Genomic DNA, 15,985 nt, shown 5'->3' with positions numbered 1-15,985 from the left:
GCCCGCACCATGCGCTATCGCCCCGAACATAAAGAAGAAAGCCGCCGCAAGGTGCTGGCGGCCGCCGCGCGCGCCATTCGGGAGCAGGGGCCCAACGGTGTCAGCGTGGCCGCGGTCATGGGCGAGGCGGGACTGACGCATGGTGGTTTCTATGCGCACTTTCCGTCCAAGGGCGCACTGATCGCGCAGAGCATCGATTTCATGTTCGAGGAAATGACGGCGCGGCTGGACGAGGAGATGCAGGGCAAGCCGCCACGCGCGGCGCTGGCGGCATATATCGACAGCTATCTGTCCGGCAAGCACTGCGCGACGCGCAATGCCGGCTGTCCCATCGCCGCCCTGGGTTCGGAAGTACCCCGCCTGGACGCGGAAGCCCGGCAGGCCTTCGCGCGCGGCATGGCCCGGCGGCAGCAGCGTATCGCCGGCCTGTTGAACGAGATGGGCGTGGCGGACCCCGAGCGGGCAGCCCGCTCGATGCAGTCCGAATTACTGGGCGCGCTGGTCAGCGCGCGTCTGGTGGAAGAGGCGGACAGCGCGGCCATCCTGGACGTCTCGCGCCGCGCCTTGCATGAACGCTACAAGCTGGATCCGGCCGACTGAGAGAAGACGGACGCTGGGCGCAATCGCCGCGCCCACCGCGCCTATCGCGTCCATCGCGCCCACCGCGCCCATCACGCCGATCACGCCGATCACGTCCACCCCGCCGCGCTACAGCTGTGCCGGCGCGGCCGCTTTATCCAGGAACCACAGCAGGTCGCCACGCGGCGCCACCAGGCCCGCCGGGGTCTTCGGATCGAGGTGGCGCGCACGCGCCACCGGATCGCGCTTGGCCGCGCCTTGCGCCAGGAACAGCACCGTGTCGGCGCTGTCCAGCACCGGATAGGTCAGCGTGATGCGCGGCTCCGGCTTCTGGCCGACCACGGCCACGGCCCATTCCTTCTCTTCCAGCAACTGCGGCGCGCCAGGGAACAGCGAAGCCGTGTGCCCATCGTCGCCTATGCCCAGCAGATTCAGATCGAACAAGGGCCGGTTGACGTCGAGCTTGCCGGCCCCGTAGAAGTCGCGCAGGGTCTGTGCGTAACGCTGCGCGGCCGATTCCGGCGTGCCGTCGGCCGGCACCGGATGCACGTTGGCGGCGGGGATGGGCACATGATCGATCAACGCCAGCTTGGCCATGCGGTAGTTGCTGTCTGGATGGTCATGAGGCACGAAGCGCTCGTCGCCCCAGAACAGATGCACGCGTTGCCAATCGATGCGGCGTGCCAGGTCGGGCTGCGCCAGCCTTTCATACAGCGGCTTGGGCGTGGACCCGCCGGACAAGGCCAGCGCATAGCGGTCTTCGCTGGCCTCGATGTGTTCGACCACCCACTTGGCGGCGCCTTCGATCAGTTCGGCGGGTGTGGCAAAAACGTGCAAGGTGCCGCTGGCGGCGGCAGTACGGGTAGATCCGGTCATGGCTTGCTCCAGGTTAAGGGCCTATGCACAGGTCCAGAGGGTTGGGGCCAGGAGGGCTCAGTCCTTCTTCTCGACGTGACCGCCGAAACCGAACCGCATGGCGGACAGGACCTTGTCCGCATACGTATGTTCCTGGCGCGAACGGAAACGCGCAAACAGGGCGCCGGCCAGAACCGGCACCGGTACCGCCTGCTCGACCGCGGCGTCGATGGTCCAGCGGCCTTCGCCGCTGTCCGCCACTTCGCCGGAAAAAGTGCTCAATTCGGCATCGCGCGCCAGTGCGATCGCCGTCAGGTCGAGTAGCCAGGAGGACACCACGCTGCCGCGCCGCCACACTTCGGCGACATCGGCGACGTTGATGGGCAGGCGCTGGTCTTCGGGCAAGGTGTCCGAGCCCTTGGACCGCAGCAGGTCGAAGCCTTCCGCGTAGGCCTGCATCAATCCGTATTCGATGCCGTTGTGCACCATCTTCACGTAATGGCCGGCGCCCGCGGGGCCGGCATGGATATAGCCCTGCTCGGCACGGGGGTCGCTACCCGTGCGGCCCGGCGTGCGGGCGATGTCGCCCAGGCCGGGGGCCAGGCAGGCGAAGATGGGGTCCAGATGAGTGACGACCTTGGTCTCGCCGCCTATCATCATGCAGTAGCCCCGCTCCAGGCCCCAGACGCCGCCGGACGTGCCGACGTCGACATATTCGATGCCGCGTTGCGCCAGTTCGCGGGCCCGCCGCATGTCGTCCTTGTACATGGTGTTGCCGCCATCGATGACGATGTCGCCAGGTTGCAGCAAGCCGCCCAGTTCCTGGATCGCGGCTTCCGTGATGGCGCCGGCGGGCAGCATGACCCACACCACGCGCGGCGTGGGCAGCGCCTGCACCAGTTCCGCCACGCTGCCGGCCCCGCCGCCGCCATCGGCGCGCAGCGCCGTCACGGCCGCTTCGGCGCGGTCGAAGCCGGTCACGGCATGGCCGCCGCGCAGCAGGCGGCGCGCGATGTTGGCGCCCATACGGCCCAGGCCGATCAAACCAATGTGCATTTTCTCTACTCGCATTTTCTTACCTTCCATGGCAGTGGCCGGCGGGGCAAGGACGATGGCGCCCGCCCGGCATTTGCCCGCTACTTTATCGCGCCTGTGCGGCTGACACCCCGCTGTCGGCCAGGGCTGGCCAGGCCGGGCATCTCAAATTTTCAAAACGATCTTGCCCAAATGCGCATTGGTCGCCATGCGCTCCAGCGCCTCGCCCGCCTGTTCCAGGGGAAAAACGCTGTCGATGGGCAGGCTCAACGTGCCGTCCGCCACGGCCTCGCCCAGGTCGGCCTGCATGGCCGCCGTGATGGCGCGAATTTCTTCTACCGTGCGCGTGCGGAACGTCACGCCGGTGTAGGTGACGCGGCGGAGTGCGTGCAGCTGGGTATCTTCCTGGCCGTGGCCGCCGCTCCGCCGGCCCACGTTGACGATGCGGCCGAGGACGGCCGCGGCCCGCAGGGTGCGCTGGGAATCGGGGCCGGAGATCTGGTCGATGATGACGTCCGCGCCCTTGCTGTGCGTCGCGGCCACCGCCTGCTCGGTCCAGTCTTCCTCCTTGGGATCCAGCGCCACGTCGGCGCCGAATTCGTGCAGGCGCGCACGGCGCGCGGCATTGGCCGAGGTGCCGATGATACGGGCCGCGCCCAGGTACCTGGCGATCTGCATCGCCATCAGGCCGACCCCCGAACTGGCGCCATGTACCAGCACCGATTCGCCGCGGCGGAACTGGGCCCGGGTGACCAGGGCATCGTGCATGGTCTGCAGGGCCAGCATCTGGCTGGCCGCCTGTTCGAAGGTCACGGCGGACGGAATGTGCATGGAACGGCCCCAGTCCGTGACGGCGTATTCGGCGTAGGCGCCGGGGCCGGTACACATGACGCGGTCGCCGACCTTGCGTTCGGTCACGGCCGACCCGACGTCGGCCACTTCGCCGGCCCATTCCATGCCAAGAATGCTTTCGTTCTGGGCCGCCGCGGTGGCCAGGTCGATGCGGTTCAGGCCGGCCGCGCGGACGCGCACCAGGATTTCATTGGGCTGGGGGATGGGCAGGCCGACGTCGCGCAGAACGGCCCCTTGGTCGGTGGAGAGTATGGCTTTCATGCAATGTTGCTACAACTGGGAGCGCGAGGGCGCATGATACGCCGCGGATCGTCCTGCCTACGTGCAACGCTGGAAGAAAAGCGCTCGGCCTGACGTGTGAGGTTCAGCCAGCGTAGGCAATCCCCCCGGTTAATGTCAGCAATGAGTTGTAGGCGAATGTATGTGCCGGTCGGTCGTTGGGGATGAAGAAGCCCCAATCCGGTGCGCTTTCTGCATCATCCGGGGGATGCTTTGGGGCGCCTTGCCCCATGAGCGTGCAGGCGCTACCGGCCTTCATCAAAGCGCTTTTATTCAGGCAAACTTTGAAGGTAAACTTCATACATTCCCGCACCGCACCGCGCCCTGATGGTTTCGACGACCCATCCCGGCGCGCGTCCCAAAGGTATTTTCATGACCACCCCACGCGCCCGTTCGGGCACCCAGGAAACGCTGCGCATCGCGGCGGACCTGCGTGCGTCCATGAGTCGTCTGCGGCGGCGTCTGCGTGATGAAACGCCAACCGCCGCCCTGACGTGGCCGCAGGTGACGGCGCTGGCGCAACTGGAGCGCCTGGTGTCCGCCACCGTAACCACGCTGGCGCGGGTGGAAGGGGTCAAGCCCCAATCCATGGGCGCGTTGGTGGCATCCCTGCATGAAGCGGGTTACGTCAACGGCGTGCCCGATCCCGACGATGGCCGCCAGACCTTGTGGTCGATGACGGCCAAGGGTCAGGCCTGGTTCAAGGCGCATCGGGCCTTGCGGGAAGACTGGCTTTCCGGCGCCATCCACACGCATCTGGACCCCGCCGAGCGCAAGACGCTGGCGCAGGCCGTGCGTCTGTTGGAAAGGCTGGCGCAGGCATGAGCCGGGTCATGACATTCCCCCGCGTGCTGCTGCCCCGTTTACGCGCCTGGTCCCTGCTGATCGGGGTGTCCGCCGCGCTGGCTGCGCTGCTGCACCATGCCGGCCTGGGCGCGGGCTTGATGCTCGGCCCCATGGTGGCGGCCGTATTGGCCATGGTGGTGGGCATGCAGGTGCGCTTGTCCGGCCCGCTGTTCGTTGCGGCGCAAGGCCTGATCGGCTGCATGATCGCGCGCGGCATCCCGCCTTCGGTGGTGGGCACGGTGGCCGACAAATGGCCTTTGTTTTTCGGCGGCGTGGCCGCGGTGACGATCGCGGCCAATGGCCTGGGCTGGTTGCTGGCGCGCTGGCGCGTCTTTCCGGGCACCACCGCGGTGTGGGGTTCATCGCCCGGCGCGGCCGCCGCGATGACCCTGATGGCGGCGTCCTATGGCGCCGACACGCGCCTGGTCGCCTTCATGCAGTATCTGCGGGTGGTGTGCGTGGCCCTGGTGGCCTCGCTGGTGGCGCATCTGTTCATGGATAGCGGGGTGCCGGAAGCCGCCCCGGCCGTGGCGACCGACTGGTTTCCGCCGGTGTCGCCCTGGCCCTTCGTCTTCACGATGGTGCTGGCTTTGGGCGGCTCCTGGCTGGGAACCGTGCTGCGCGTGCCGGCGGGCGCCTTGCTGTTGCCCATGGGTATCGGCATCGCCCTGCACCTGGTCGAAGGCATGACCCTGGAACTGCCGCCCTGGTTGCTGGCCCTGGCTTACGCCGTCGTCGGCTGGAATATCGGGCTGCGCTTCACACGCCCCATCCTGGCGGTGGCGTGGCGGGCGCTGCCCAAGGTGCTGGTGTCGACTTTCGCGCTGATCGGTATTTGCGGCCTGTTCGCCGTGGCCCTGGTGAAGCTGGCCGGCATCGATCCCTTGACCGCCTACCTGGCCACTAGCCCCGGCGGCGCCGACTCGGTGGCCATCATCGCGGCGACCAGCCACGATGTGGACATGTCCTTCGTGCTGGCGATGCAGACTTTGCGCTTCGTGCTGGTGGTGATCACGGGCCCCGCCATTGCCCGCTTCATCGCGAGCCGGGTGGTACGGGGGCGTGTGCTGGAAGGGACTTGATCAGCATGTCGACGGGGCCGATGAAAGCGGTCAAGGCGTCGATATGCGCTTTCTTGAACGCCGCGAAGTCGGCCGGCTCCGGCATGGTGTCGATATACCTCAAGCCCCTGATGTCCACGTGTCCGTAGCGCATCAACAGCGCCTGGCTTTTCTTGAACGCGTCTTGCGCGTCAGGGGGAACGATCTGCTGAAAGGTGTTCTGGGCCAGCAGCCTGGCCTGGCCATGATCGTGGGCCATGGCGCTGGCCGTGTCGCGCTGGTCGGTCGCCGGGTTGCTGTCGGGGTCAAGAAAACCATATTGGCTGGTGAAGCCCCTGAGGTTGAGCTGCCTGAATGCGTCCATGTCGTTGACCTGCCGCAGTTGTTTGAGGGCGCGTTGCGCGGCCGCCAGACCCGGTTCCAACGTGAACAGCGCGATTTGCGTCGAAGCAGTGGGAGCCGGCTTGGATGACGCCGGGTGGACCAGGTGCCGTAGCGGGCTCAACAGCACCTTGAAGCCTTCGCGTACATAATTCATCTGCGTCTTGACGAAGTTGCCGATGTCGCCGATGCCGCTGTACCACGGCTTGGGTGCGGCGGACGCTTGCGGCATCACGTCGGGTCGCGTCTCTGGTGGGACGTCGAACAGGTCCTCCGGATTGTCTTCTGGCCCATATTCCGGCTCCGCCAGTGGCACCTGCAGTCTGGGCGGCGCGCTGGCGGGGCGGGGCGGGATGCGGTCGTCAGTATGACCGGTGTCTTCGTCGCTGCTGGCGCCGCAGTCGGAGATGCCCGAGTCCGAGTGGGCACGCGACACGCGCTGTTGGCCAGTGTTCTTTGTGGTGAGGATCGTCGGTGGTGCCGGTGGGGCCTCTGACGGCAGGGGCGGGTGTTTCGGAAAATAAAAAAATGCCCTGCGGACGGTTTTGGCCTGGATGGCGGGCACCGACGAGAGGAACAGGCATTTTTCGGCAGGCAACGCATCTTTCGGCAGGGGCCGTTGCGCGTCCAGGTAAGAACGGCCGTAGTCGCGGCTGTAGTTGCTGATGGAAGAAACGGATACGGGCATGGCTGAGTCTCGTTCAGTAAAAACGGCCCGGCCCGTGCAGGGACCGGGCCGTCGATACCGCTGAGTAACGGCCGGCTCGAATCAGTTTCGCAGTGGCTTCAGTTCGGTTCGTCCAGTCCGTTCTGCACCTGCTCGGCTGCCCGCAGGACCGCGCGCGCCTTGGCTTCCGTTTCGGCCCATTCGGCTTCGGGACTGGAGTCCGCGACGATGCCGGCGGCGGCTTGCACGTACAGCGTGCCGTTCTTGATCACGCCCGTGCGGATGGCGATGGCCACGTCCATTTCGCCGCCGTAGCTCAGGTAGCCGGCCGCGCCGCCGTAGATGCCGCGGCGCACGGGTTCCAGTTCGTCGATCAGTTCCATGGCGCGCACTTTGGGCGCGCCGGTGAGCGTACCGGCGGGGAAGGCCGCGCGCAGCACGTCCATGCTGGTCATCTTGGGGTCCAGATTGCCGGTGACGTTGGACACCAGGTGCATGACGTGCGAGTAGCGTTCGATGGCCATGGTGTCGGTCACCTTGACCGAACCCACCTCGGCCACGCGGCCGACGTCATTGCGCGCCAGGTCGATCAGCATGACGTGCTCGGCGACCTCCTTCGGGTCGGCGCGCAGTTCCGCGGCCAGGGCGGCGTCTTCCTCGGGCGTGCCGCCGCGCTTGCGGGTGCCGGCCAGCGGACGCACGGTGATCTGCGATTTTTCCGCGCCCTGTTCGATCACGCGCTCCTGGCGCACCAGGATCTCCGGTGACGAGCCCACCACCTGGAAGTCGCCGAAATTCCAGAAGTACATGTAGGGCGACGGATTCAGGGACCGCAGCGCGCGATACAGCGACAGCGGCGAGTCACGGAAAGGCTTGGCGATGACCTGGCCCACCTGCACCTGCATCAGGTCGCCGGCGGCGATGTATTCCTTGGCACGGCGCACGGCGGCCAGGTAATCCTCTTTCTTGAAGTCACGCCTTTCCTCGGTCTGCATGCTGGCGTGGCTGTAGGGAATCTCCACCGGTTTGCGCAGCTTGGCGCGCAGCTCGCGCAGGCGCTGCTGGGCTTGCGCGTAGGCTTCGGGCTTGGCCGGATCGGCGTAGACCATCAGGTAGATGCGGCCCGCCAGGTTGTCGACGATGACCAGTTCATCGACGTGCAGCAGCATGATGTCCGGCGTGCCTTCGTCCATGCCGGCCGGGAAGGGCTTGACGGCCGGGCCCAAGCGCGGCTCGATGTGGCGCACGGTGTCGTAGCCGAAGTAACCCGCCAGGCCGCCGGCGAAACGCGGCATGCCCGGACGCAGGGCCACCTTGAAGCGGGATTGATATTGCTCGATGAAGGCCAGGGGATCGCCCTCATGGGTCTCGATCACCTTGCCGTCGCGCAGCACCTCGGTCAACCTGCCGTTGGCGCGGATCACGGTGCTGGCGGGCAGGCCGATGAAGGAGTAGCGGCCGAAGCGCTCGCCGCCGACCACCGATTCCAGCAGGCAGCTCATGCGGCCGCCTTGCGGGCCGGCGTGGGCCAGCTTCAGGTAGATCGCCAGCGGGGTGTCCAGGTCGGCATAGGTTTCGGCCACCAGGGGGATGCGGTTATAGCCTTCCTTGGCCAGCGCTTTGAATTCCAGTTCGGTCATGTCGTTCTCGGGTGGGTGTTTGGTGCACGCCGGGCGGTAAACAGCAAAAAGCCCGGCCATGATCTGGTTCCGGGCTTGGGAATGTCCTGCTGTGTGCTGCGCCTTGTACGAATACGTTCAGCGCGGCGCGTCGGTCATCGCCACCCGGAAGACAAACGCCACCAGCGCCAGGTGGCGCGAGCGGGTTGCGACAGGGTCAGGGCGATCATGATCGTTGACGAATACGGGTAAAGGAATTGGGGGGTGAAGCTTCAAGCCGTGCTTAAGCCGTTTTTAGAACGGCGCCATCGCGCGCGATCCAGTCGGCGGCGTCGACTAGCGTGGCAACTATACCATCGACTTCCAGGGTCCGCACGTCGACGCCTTCGTTGTAGCCATAAGGCACCACCAGGGTACGGGTGCCCGCGCCACGGCCGGCCTGGGTGTCGTTCAGTGAATCGCCGATGGTGACCGCGAACTCGGGGGGCACGTCCAGCAGCGTGCAGGCATGCGCCACCGGTTGCGGATCGGGCTTCTTGCGCTCGCAGGTATCGCCGCAGACCACCGCCTGGAAAAAACCGGCCAGCCCGGTGCGTTGCAGCAGGGGTAGCGTGAATTCCGTGGGTTTGTTGGTGACCACGGCCAGTTTCAGCCCCAGGTCGCGCATGGCCTTCAGGCCGTCCATGACACCATCGAACACCACGGCCTTGTCGCCGTTGACCAGATGGTAGTGGCGATAGAAGGACTCGCGGGCGCGCTGGAACAGCGTTTCGTCGGCGGCATCGCCGTCCAGCGAGGCGGCCAGGGTACGGCGCACCAGGTTGTCCACGCCCTTGCCCACGAAGGTGGCGATGACGTCCTCCCGCAGCACGTCCATGCCCAGTTCCACCCGCATGGCATTGGCCGCCATGGCCAGGTCGGGAATGGAGTCCAGCAGGGTGCCATCGAGGTCCAGCAGGGCGGCGCGGAATGTAGTCATGGAGGCGATTCCTGTTTAAGCCGTCAGCGTCTTGGCGCGCGCCAGTTCCTGGCGCATGGCGTCGATGACGGCCTTGTAGTCGGGCTTGCCGAAGATGGCCGAGCCGGCGACGAAGGTATCGGCCCCGGCGGCGTGGATCTGGGCGATGTTCTCGACCTTCACGCCACCGTCCACTTCCAGCGCGATGTGATGGCCGCCGGCTTCGGTCCAGCGGTCGATGCGCGCGCGCGCCTGGCGCAACTTCACCAGTGTGTTTTCGATGAAGCTCTGGCCGCCGAAACCGGGGTTGACCGACATGATCAGCACCAGGTCCACCTTGTCCATCACGTAGTCCAGGTGTTCCAGCGACGTGGCGGGGTTGAAGACCAGGCCGGCCTTGCAGCCATGGTCGCGGATGAGCGACAGGGTGCGGTCAATATGGCGCGTGGCTTCGGGGTGGAAGGAGATGATGTCGGCGCCGGCCTTGGCGAACTCAGGAATCAGGGCGTCCACGGGTTCGACCATCAGGTGTACGTCGATGGGCGCCTTCACATGCGGACGGATGGCGGCACAGACCATGGGGCCGATGGTCAGGTTGGGGACGTAATGGTTGTCCATGACGTCGAAGTGAATCCAGTCCGCGCCGGCCTCGATGACGTTGCGCACTTCCTCACCCAGGCGGGCGAAATCGGCGGACAGAATGCTGGGGGCGATGCGGGGGGCGGGAGTCAGGGACATGATGATCGGCGCTCGTGCAGGGAAAGAGGACGGCGGGGAGGCCAAGGGAATTCGGCGGATAATGTGCCATTATTGCAGTTTGCCGCGCCCGCATGCGGCCAGGCCATCCTGGAGAGCCGGAAAACCCGTGAAACCTTACGATCTTTCCGTGACTGTCGACCCGCACTTCGTGCCCGAACAGTCCGACCCCGGCGAGCAGCAGTTCGTGTTCGCCTACACGGTCCGTATCACCAATACCGGGCAGAACCCGGCGCAGGTCATCAGCCGCCATTGGATCATCGTCGATGGCAACGAACGCGTGCAGGAAGTGCGCGGCTTGGGCGTGGTCGGCCAGCAACCTCTGCTGGCGCCGGGCGAAACCTTTGAATACACCAGCGGCTGTCCGCTGCCCACGCCGGTAGGTACCATGCGTGGTACCTATCATTGCGTCGGTGAAAACGGCATCCCGTTCGAGGTGACCATTCCCGAATTCCTGCTGGCGATGCCGCGTACCTTGCATTGACAGCCGTCCGCGCCGGCCGCATGACGCCGATCATGGCGCGCCGGCCGCCGCCCGCTACCATGCGTTGCGGGCTGTACCGGCCTGGACCGCGCCGCCATTCAAGGCCCCGACCTTACGTATGTCTCAGACTTTCCGAAGATTTTCCCGCATGACCGCTAGCGTTACGCTGCCCGCTATCCTGCCTTCCCGTCACTTCGTGCGCGCCGGCGCCCTGCTGGCCGCTGCCTTGGTCGTGGCCGGTTGTTCGACGGTGGAGCCTGAGCCTGAAGGCACGGAAACCCCGGCCGGTCCCGCCGTCGCCGCGCCGGAAAGTCCGCTGAAGGTGCCTTCCCTGGCGGCGTTGCCGGATACCCCCGCACGCACCATGGCCGGCCGTTTCCAGCGGGTGAATTACGCCGATCTGCCGCGCTGGCGCGAGGACGACCTGGTGAATTTCTGGCCGCTGTTCCTGCGCAACTGCAAGGGCCTGATGCGGCCCACGTCGGGCAACCTGAGCGTGCCGGCCCGTGCCGCGCCGCGTGCCTGGCAGCCGGTCTGCGCGGCCGCCATCGATCCGGCCCGCATGCCGGCCGCCAATGACCCCGAAAGCGTGCGGCGCTTCCTGCAGACTTACCTGCAGCCCTGGCGCCTGCTGGGCGCCGACGGCAAGCCGGCCAGCAACACCGTCACCGGCTATTACGAGCCGCTGGTGCGGGGTTCGCGCGTGCAAAGTGGCCTGCATCAATGGCCGCTCTACGCACCGCCGGCCGACCTGCTGACCATAGACCTGGGTTCCATCTATCCGGAGCTGGCGGGCAAGCGGGTGCGCGGCAAGCTGGACGGCAAGCGTGTGGTGCCCTATGACACCCGGGCCGCCATGGACGCCAATCCCGCCCGCCGGCCTCCCGCCCTGGTCTACGTCGACGATCCCGTCGACAATTTCTTCCTGCAGGTGCAGGGTTCGGGCCGGGTCCAGTTGACCGACGGTCCGGACGCCGGCAAGACGGTGCGCCTGGCCTACGCCGATCACAACGGCCAGCCCTATGCCTCGATCGGCCGCTGGCTGGTGGAAAAAGGGCAGATGACGGCCGATCAGGCCTCGATGCAGAATATTCGTGCCTGGGCGCAGCGTAATCCCGGCCGTGTGCAGGAAATGCTCAATGCCAATCCCGCGGTGGTGTTCTTCCGCGAAGAGGTGGTGACGGATCCCGAGATCGGGCCGCGCGGCGCTTATGGCCTGCCGCTGGCGGCGCGCCGGGCGGTCGCGGTGGACGCCAGCTTCGTGCCCCTGGGTACGCCGGTGTTCCTGGACACCACCATGCCGGCATCGGAGCAGCCTTTCGACCGCCTGGTGTTCGCCCAGGATACGGGCACGGCCATCCGCGGCGCGGCGCGTACCGACGTCTATTGGGGCTACGGCGACGAGGCCGGGCAGCTGGCGGGCCGTATGAAGCAGCGCGGCCAGATGTGGGTGTTGTGGCCCAAACAGGCAGGGGAGCCATCGGCGCGATGAGCAAGGAAATTCTGGTTTGCGGTGCCGGCATCGTCGGCCTGGCCACCGCCCTGGCCCTGGCCCGACGCAAGCAGCCCGTGGAAATACTGGCGCCACTGCCGGCTCCGCTGGCGCCGGCGGGCGACCCGTATCATCCGCGCGTTTACGCCATTTCGCCGGCCAGCCAGCGTTTTCTGGCCGAGCTGGGTATCTGGGACGCATTGCCGGCGGAACGCATCATGGCGGTGCAGGCCATGGAAATCCACGGCGACGCCGACGGTTGCGTCACCCTGGATGCGTGGCAGGCGGCCGTGCCGCAACTGGCCTGGATCGTCGAATCCAGCGAAATTGAAAGAGTTTTGACGCAGGCCGCCCGCCTGTCGGGCATTTCCTGGATCCAGGACCGCTGCGTCGGCTATCAGAGCGGCGCGGTGCTGACAGAGCAGGGCGGCCAGTTGCGCGCCGATCTGGTCATCGGCGCGGACGGCGCCAAGTCGCCGCTGCGGCTCGCCGCCGGCTTGCGGCAGCAATCGGCGCCCTATGACGACATCGCCCTGGTCACGCACCTGGATGTGGAGATTCCGCATCAGGGCACGGCTTTGCAGTGGTTCCGCGAAGATGGCGTGCTGGCGCTGCTGCCGCTGCCCGACAGCGCGCGGGGGCCCCAGGTCTCGCTGGTCTGGTCCCTGCGCAGCGCCGCGGCCAAGGCGATCCAGGCCCTGCCTGCCGCCGAGCAGGCAGCCCGGCTGGAAGCCGACCTGGCGCTGGCCACGGCAGGGCGGCTGGGCCGGCTGACGGTCAATGCGCCGGTCCACGGTTTTCCCTTGTTCCTGGAGCAGGCCGAGATGATCGCGCCGGGGCTGGCCCTGGTCGGCGATGCGGCCCATCGGGTGCATCCGCTGGCCGGGCAGGGGCTCAATCTGGGGCTGGGCGACGCCCTGGCCCTGGCCCAGGTGGTGGCCGAGCGTGAATCCTTCCGCGCGGCGGGCGATATCCGGGTGCTGCGCCGTTACCGCCGGGCTCGCGCCGAGCCGCTGCTGGCCATGCGGCTGGCCACGGATGGCCTGCATCGCCTGTTCGGCAGCCACTCCATGCCCCTGGCCTGGCTGCGTAATGCCGGCATGACCCTGGTGGACCAGACGCCCATGCTCAAGCGGCGTTTGATCGCCGAAGCCTCCGGGCTATGATCGGCCGTGGATAGGCCGTTTATATCGATTACCAGCGTTGCCCCAGGGAGATGAACCGTACGGCCGGATCGGTGTCCAACGCCTATGATCCGCCTGGTCCCCGGGGGGGACGCCCTGCATCAAAAATTGCTATCTGGAGATGTAATGAATTTTCGATTCTGGCCCGCCGCCGCGGCGTTTGCCCTTGCCGGCGTACTGGCAATGACAGCCCCCGCGCAGGCCCAGGACAAGGTCCTTTCCACGCAATCGGCCGGCCAGCCTGCCGGCGCCGGCGCCAAGGTCTATGGCACCAACCAGCCCGCGCCCGCCGGCGCGAAGACGGTCGGCACCAGCCAAGCCGCGGCCGACCCGGTGGCCGACGCCGTCAAAAGCCGCTTCGCCGAAAAATTCCCCGATATGCAGGTCACCGCCGTGCGGCGCACGCCCTATGGCCCTTTCGAAGTGCAGATCGGCATGGACCTGGTCTACACCAATGAAAACGTGTCCTGGGTGATGGAAGGACCGCTGATCGATGCCGCCACGCGCCGCGACGTCACGCGGGAAAGCCAGGAGAAGCTGGGCGCGGTCTCCTTCGACCAGCTGCCCCTGGATCTGGCCATCAAGCAGGTGCGCGGCAATGGCGCGCGCAAGGTGGCGATTTTCGAGGACCCCAATTGCGGCTACTGCAAGCAATTGCGCCACACCCTGGAAGGGCAGACGAACCTGACCATCTATACGTTCCTGTACCCCATCCTGGCGCCGGATTCCAAGACCAAGGTGCGGGACGTGTGGTGCTCGTCCGACAAGGCCGCCACGTGGGACGACTGGATGCTGCATGGCAAGACGCCGCCGACGGCGAACTGCAGCGCGCCTGTGGACAAGTTGCTGACCCTGGGCCAGAAGCTGATGGTGCGCGGCACGCCGACCCTGTTCTTCGCCAACGGCAGCCGCGTCAGCGGCGCCTTGCCGGCCGACGAATTGCAGGCGCGCCTGGACGCCAAGTAAGCCAGGCCGGGCCAAGACAAAACGTCCCCCTGGGGGGACGTTTTTTTACGCCCCGTCCATGCGGGAGAGCGCCTTTCGATGCCGCCAGCCTCACGCCCCCGTCGCATTGTCAGCGTGATTACTCTATGCTCCCGAGGCAGACAGAAAACCAGCCATGAAGTACCGACGGCGAGCGGTACCACGCGTTCACTGACACCCCTGCCTCGGCTCGCGGCCCCTTATTCCTTCTGGAGACGGCTTTGAATATCGCGATTCTTGACGACTACCACGGCGTCGCCGCCGATTACGCTGACTGGTCCAAGCTGGGCCCGCAGGCCAAGATAAAGGTGTTCCGTGAATACCTTCCCGAAGCTGAACGCGCCGCGGCGCTGCAGTCCTTCGACGTCATCGTGATCATGCGCGAGCGCACGCCCTTTCCGGCGGCGCTGATCAATGCCTTGCCCAATCTGCGCCTGCTGGTCACCACCGGCCTGCGCAACAACGCCGTCGACCTGGCCGCCTGCAAGGCCCGTGGCATCACGGTTTCGGGCGCGCCCGGCGCGGCGGATGCCGTCACCGCCACGTCCGAACTGGCGTGGACGCTGATCCTGGGCTTGTTCAAGAACCTCTGCACCGAAGACGTCAACATGCGCCGGGGCGGCTGGCAGACCGGTATGCCGCTGCCGCTGGCCGGCAAGCGCCTGGGCCTGCTGGGCCTGGGCAAGCTGGGGCAGGCCGTGGCGCGCTACGGCAAGGCATTCGAAATGGACGTGGTGGCCTGGAGTCCCAACCTGACGCCGGAACGGGCGCAAGAGGGCGGGGCGACTTACGTCAGCAAGGAAGACCTGTTCGCCACGTCGGATGTGGTCAGCATCCACCTGATCCTGTCCGACCGTACGCGCAATGTGGTCGATGCCGGGGCGTTCCAGGCGATGAAGCCGACGGCGTTCCTGGTGAACACCTCGCGCGCGGGCCTGGTCGACCAGGACGCCTTGATGGCGGCACTGCGCCACAAGCGCATCGCCGCGGCGGGCCTGGACGTCTATAGCGTCGAGCCCCTGCCGGCCGACGATCCCATACGCCAGCTGGACAACGTCGTGCTGACGCCGCACCTGGGCTACGTCAGCGAAGACAATTTCCGCGCGTACTACGTCAACGTCGTCGACGCCATCGAGGCGTGGGCGGCGGGCAAGCCGATCCGGGAACTCTGATCCGGCACGACGGCGATGACGCCGGGCGCCGGGCCGCCGCCCAAGCGCGAATCCTTGCGGATCGCGCTTGAGTGCCATACCTGCCTGGAATGGCTGACGCCGTCCGTCGACGCGATGCGGGCGCGTTGGCCGCAGGTCGATATCGAGGTGGTGACCGGCCATCCATCCGACCCGGTGTCCCTGCTGCACGAGCAGGTCGCGGACGCGCATGTCGCAAACGCGCATGTCGCGGACATCGCCCTGGTGGACCATCTTGAGCCGGAACCCCACACCGAGTTCTTCAACCTGTTTCGCTATCGCCTGATGGCCATCCTGGCCAACGACCATCCGCTGGCGCAAAAAAAAGTCCTCGAAGCCGAGGACTTTCGTGACGCGGAGCTGGTGACCTATCCGATTCAGGAAGATGCGCTGAACATCGTGCGGAAGCTGCTGAAGCCGGCAGGTATTCCTTACACCCGGCGCACGATGGCGTTGACCTTGGCCATCGTGATGCGCGTGTCGACCAGCCGCGGCATCGCCGTATTGCCGCGCTGGGTCGTGGAGCCGTATTTGCAGCGCAAGGACGTCACGGCGCGGCCGATCACGGCACAGGGATTGATCGCGGACGTCTGGGCGGCTACCCGCACGGAAGACTGCGACAAACCCTGCCTGGTGGATTTCATGGCGCTGATCCGTGCGACCAGCGCCACCCACCTGGCCGACATCGTCTGAGCGCCGCTACCGGCCCAGCCAGGCCGGCGGCGCTCAGGCTCGTCACGTCATCAGGCCGGTTACGTCATCA

17 protein-coding genes are annotated in these 15,985 nt (G+C 66.6%); 9 read left to right on the top strand and 8 right to left on the bottom strand.

The features are described from left to right. The first annotated feature begins 9 nt into the window (after window positions 1–9). Window positions 10–600, top strand: coding sequence for a TetR/AcrR family transcriptional regulator (locus ASB57_RS21120; RefSeq protein WP_057653992.1), 591 nt, complete (start codon window positions 10–12; stop codon window positions 598–600). A gap of 108 nt (window positions 601–708) precedes the next feature. Here the strand turns inward: ASB57_RS21120 and pgl are convergent, their stop codons facing one another. The 4 genes from pgl to ASB57_RS31155 form a co-directional block, all read right to left on the bottom strand. Continuing rightward, complete coding sequence (gene pgl / locus ASB57_RS21115) at window positions 709–1,455, bottom strand: 6-phosphogluconolactonase (protein ID WP_057653991.1); 747 nt, start codon at window positions 1,453–1,455, stop codon at window positions 709–711. Window positions 1,456–1,512: 57 nt separating this feature from the next. Continuing rightward, window positions 1,513–2,490 (bottom strand): phosphogluconate dehydrogenase (NAD(+)-dependent, decarboxylating), encoded by a 978-nt coding sequence (gene gnd / locus ASB57_RS21110; protein WP_057653990.1) that lies wholly within the window; start codon window positions 2,488–2,490, stop codon window positions 1,513–1,515. 144 nt (window positions 2,491–2,634) lie between these two features. Further along, window positions 2,635–3,582, bottom strand: a complete 948-nt coding sequence (locus tag ASB57_RS21105) for a zinc-binding dehydrogenase (protein ID WP_057653989.1) — start codon at window positions 3,580–3,582, stop codon at window positions 2,635–2,637. A 103-nt stretch (window positions 3,583–3,685) separates the two neighbouring features. Beyond that, the gene (locus tag ASB57_RS31155; protein ID WP_156414228.1) at window positions 3,686–3,901 is read right to left on the bottom strand and encodes a hypothetical protein; all 216 of its coding nucleotides are present in this window, start codon (window positions 3,899–3,901) and stop codon (window positions 3,686–3,688) included. Between the two features lie 71 nt (window positions 3,902–3,972). On the opposite strand from ASB57_RS31155, the gene ASB57_RS21100 reads away from it, so the two are divergent. Beyond that, entirely contained in the window at window positions 3,973–4,425 is a 453-nt protein-coding gene (locus tag ASB57_RS21100; protein WP_057656319.1) for a MarR family winged helix-turn-helix transcriptional regulator, read from the top strand. A gap of 8 nt (window positions 4,426–4,433) precedes the next feature. Next, the gene (locus ASB57_RS21095) at window positions 4,434–5,528 is read left to right on the top strand and encodes an AbrB family transcriptional regulator (RefSeq protein WP_156414227.1); all 1,095 of its coding nucleotides are present in this window, start codon (window positions 4,434–4,436) and stop codon (window positions 5,526–5,528) included. Here the strand turns inward: ASB57_RS21095 and ASB57_RS21090 are convergent. The 4 genes from ASB57_RS21090 to rpe all read right to left on the bottom strand — a co-directional run bounded on the left by ASB57_RS21090 (window position 5,482) and on the right by rpe (window position 9,870). Continuing rightward, complete coding sequence (locus ASB57_RS21090) at window positions 5,482–6,576, bottom strand: hypothetical protein (RefSeq protein ID WP_057653987.1); 1,095 nt, start codon at window positions 6,574–6,576, stop codon at window positions 5,482–5,484. The two genes, ASB57_RS21095 and ASB57_RS21090, sit on opposite strands and share 47 nt — an antisense overlap. Window positions 6,577–6,674: 98 nt before the next feature. After that, a complete protein-coding gene (gene trpE, locus ASB57_RS21085; RefSeq protein ID WP_057653986.1) occupies window positions 6,675–8,195 on the bottom strand; it encodes an anthranilate synthase component I in 1,521 nt (506 codons plus the stop codon). Between the two features lie 262 nt (window positions 8,196–8,457). Continuing rightward, the gene (locus ASB57_RS21080) at window positions 8,458–9,153 is read right to left on the bottom strand and encodes a phosphoglycolate phosphatase (RefSeq protein WP_057653985.1); all 696 of its coding nucleotides are present in this window, start codon (window positions 9,151–9,153) and stop codon (window positions 8,458–8,460) included. A gap of 15 nt (window positions 9,154–9,168) precedes the next feature. After that, entirely contained in the window at window positions 9,169–9,870 is a 702-nt protein-coding gene (gene rpe, locus ASB57_RS21075; protein WP_057653984.1) for a ribulose-phosphate 3-epimerase, read from the bottom strand. 127 nt (window positions 9,871–9,997) lie between these two features. Between rpe and apaG the strand changes: the two genes are divergently transcribed. The 6 genes from apaG to ASB57_RS21045 all read left to right on the top strand — a co-directional run bounded on the left by apaG (window position 9,998) and on the right by ASB57_RS21045 (window position 15,915). Next, a complete protein-coding gene (gene apaG, locus ASB57_RS21070; RefSeq protein WP_057653983.1) occupies window positions 9,998–10,372 on the top strand; it encodes a Co2+/Mg2+ efflux protein ApaG in 375 nt (124 codons plus the stop codon). A 148-nt stretch (window positions 10,373–10,520) separates the two neighbouring features. Then, window positions 10,521–11,864 carry a murein transglycosylase A gene (locus ASB57_RS21065; protein WP_082621740.1) on the top strand — a complete coding sequence of 448 codons (1,344 nt, stop codon included), beginning with the start codon at window positions 10,521–10,523 and terminating at the stop codon, window positions 11,862–11,864. Continuing rightward, window positions 11,861–13,030, top strand: a complete 1,170-nt coding sequence (locus ASB57_RS21060; protein WP_057653982.1) for a UbiH/UbiF family hydroxylase — start codon at window positions 11,861–11,863, stop codon at window positions 13,028–13,030. The genes ASB57_RS21065 and ASB57_RS21060 overlap by 4 nt, the downstream gene beginning before the upstream one ends. Window positions 13,031–13,174: 144 nt before the next feature. Next, entirely contained in the window at window positions 13,175–14,014 is an 840-nt protein-coding gene (locus ASB57_RS21055) for a DsbC family protein (protein WP_057653981.1), read from the top strand. Between the two features lie 239 nt (window positions 14,015–14,253). After that, window positions 14,254–15,204: a D-2-hydroxyacid dehydrogenase family protein gene (locus ASB57_RS21050; RefSeq protein ID WP_057653980.1), complete on the top strand. Its 951-nt coding sequence runs from the start codon at window positions 14,254–14,256 to the stop codon at window positions 15,202–15,204. Between the two features lie 15 nt (window positions 15,205–15,219). Continuing rightward, window positions 15,220–15,915 carry a LysR substrate-binding domain-containing protein gene (locus ASB57_RS21045; protein WP_057653979.1) on the top strand — a complete coding sequence of 232 codons (696 nt, stop codon included), beginning with the start codon at window positions 15,220–15,222 and terminating at the stop codon, window positions 15,913–15,915. Window positions 15,916–15,985 lie beyond the last annotated feature (70 nt).

Origin of the sequence: Bordetella sp. N (genome assembly GCF_001433395.1) — a bacterium.
GTDB lineage: Bacteria > Pseudomonadota > Gammaproteobacteria > Burkholderiales > Burkholderiaceae_B > Bordetella_C.
The sequence above is the reverse complement of the archived record's forward strand: the minus strand, read 5'-3'. Positions and strand labels throughout refer to the sequence as shown.

What these genes read in the sequence shown, in the direction of transcription:
- ASB57_RS21120 (WP_057653992.1), top strand. Translation starts at nt 10, where the DNA reads ATGCGCTATCGCCCCGAACATAAAGAAGAAAGCCGCCGCAAGGTGCTG.
- pgl (WP_057653991.1), bottom strand. Translation starts at nt 1,455, where the DNA reads ATGACCGGATCTACCCGTACTGCCGCCGCCAGCGGCACCTTGCACGTT.
- gnd (WP_057653990.1), bottom strand. Translation starts at nt 2,490, where the DNA reads ATGCACATTGGTTTGATCGGCCTGGGCCGTATGGGCGCCAACATCGCG.
- ASB57_RS21105 (WP_057653989.1), bottom strand. Translation starts at nt 3,582, where the DNA reads ATGAAAGCCATACTCTCCACCGACCAAGGGGCCGTTCTGCGCGACGTC.
- ASB57_RS31155 (WP_156414228.1), bottom strand. Translation starts at nt 3,901, where the DNA reads ATGAAGTTTACCTTCAAAGTTTGCCTGAATAAAAGCGCTTTGATGAAG.
- ASB57_RS21100 (WP_057656319.1), top strand. Translation starts at nt 3,973, where the DNA reads ATGACCACCCCACGCGCCCGTTCGGGCACCCAGGAAACGCTGCGCATC.
- ASB57_RS21095 (WP_156414227.1), top strand. Translation starts at nt 4,434, where the DNA reads ATGACATTCCCCCGCGTGCTGCTGCCCCGTTTACGCGCCTGGTCCCTG.
- ASB57_RS21090 (WP_057653987.1), bottom strand. Translation starts at nt 6,576, where the DNA reads ATGCCCGTATCCGTTTCTTCCATCAGCAACTACAGCCGCGACTACGGC.
- trpE (WP_057653986.1), bottom strand. Translation starts at nt 8,195, where the DNA reads ATGACCGAACTGGAATTCAAAGCGCTGGCCAAGGAAGGCTATAACCGC.
- ASB57_RS21080 (WP_057653985.1), bottom strand. Translation starts at nt 9,153, where the DNA reads ATGACTACATTCCGCGCCGCCCTGCTGGACCTCGATGGCACCCTGCTG.
- rpe (WP_057653984.1), bottom strand. Translation starts at nt 9,870, where the DNA reads ATGTCCCTGACTCCCGCCCCCCGCATCGCCCCCAGCATTCTGTCCGCC.
- ASB57_RS21065 (WP_082621740.1), top strand. Translation starts at nt 10,521, where the DNA reads ATGACCGCTAGCGTTACGCTGCCCGCTATCCTGCCTTCCCGTCACTTC.
- ASB57_RS21060 (WP_057653982.1), top strand. Translation starts at nt 11,861, where the DNA reads ATGAGCAAGGAAATTCTGGTTTGCGGTGCCGGCATCGTCGGCCTGGCC.
- ASB57_RS21055 (WP_057653981.1), top strand. Translation starts at nt 13,175, where the DNA reads ATGAATTTTCGATTCTGGCCCGCCGCCGCGGCGTTTGCCCTTGCCGGC.
- ASB57_RS21045 (WP_057653979.1), top strand. Translation starts at nt 15,220, where the DNA reads ATGACGCCGGGCGCCGGGCCGCCGCCCAAGCGCGAATCCTTGCGGATC.